General features: G+C 67.0%; 1 pseudogene. It reads left to right on the top strand.

From position 1 onward, the window contains the following. Positions 1-503: pseudogene (locus V5E28_RS49150) on the top strand (DNA-directed RNA polymerase subunit beta); the annotation flags it as partial.

Genomic DNA, 503 nt, shown 5'->3' with positions numbered 1-503 from the left:
GAGGTCAACCAGGTCATCGCCGACGGTCCGTGCACCGACCAGGGTGAGATGGCGCTGGGCAAGAACCTGCTGGTGGCGTTCATGCCGTGGGAGGGTCACAACTACGAAGACGCGATCATCCTGTCCCAGCGGCTGGTCCAGGACGATGTGCTGTCCTCGATTCACATCGAGGAGCACGAGGTCGACGCCCGTGACACCAAGCTGGGCCCTGAGGAGATCACCCGGGACATCCCGAACGTCTCCGAAGAGGTCCTGGCCGACCTGGACGAGCGCGGCATCATCCGGATCGGCGCCGAGGTCGTGCCCGGCGACATCCTGGTCGGCAAGGTCACCCCGAAGGGTGAGACCGAGCTGACTCCGGAGGAGCGGCTGCTGCGCGCGATCTTCGGTGAGAAGGCCCGCGAGGTGCGTGACACCTCGCTGAAGGTGCCGCACGGCGAGCAGGGCAAGGTCATCGGCGTCCGCGTGTTCAGCCGCGAGGAGGGCGACGAGCTTCCCCCCGG

This window comes from Nonomuraea sp. LPB2021202275-12-8, from assembly GCF_037044575.1.
GTDB lineage: Bacteria > Actinomycetota > Actinomycetes > Streptosporangiales > Streptosporangiaceae > Nonomuraea.
Note: the sequence above shows the minus strand (reverse complement) of the source record. Positions and strands in the feature narration are given on the sequence as shown.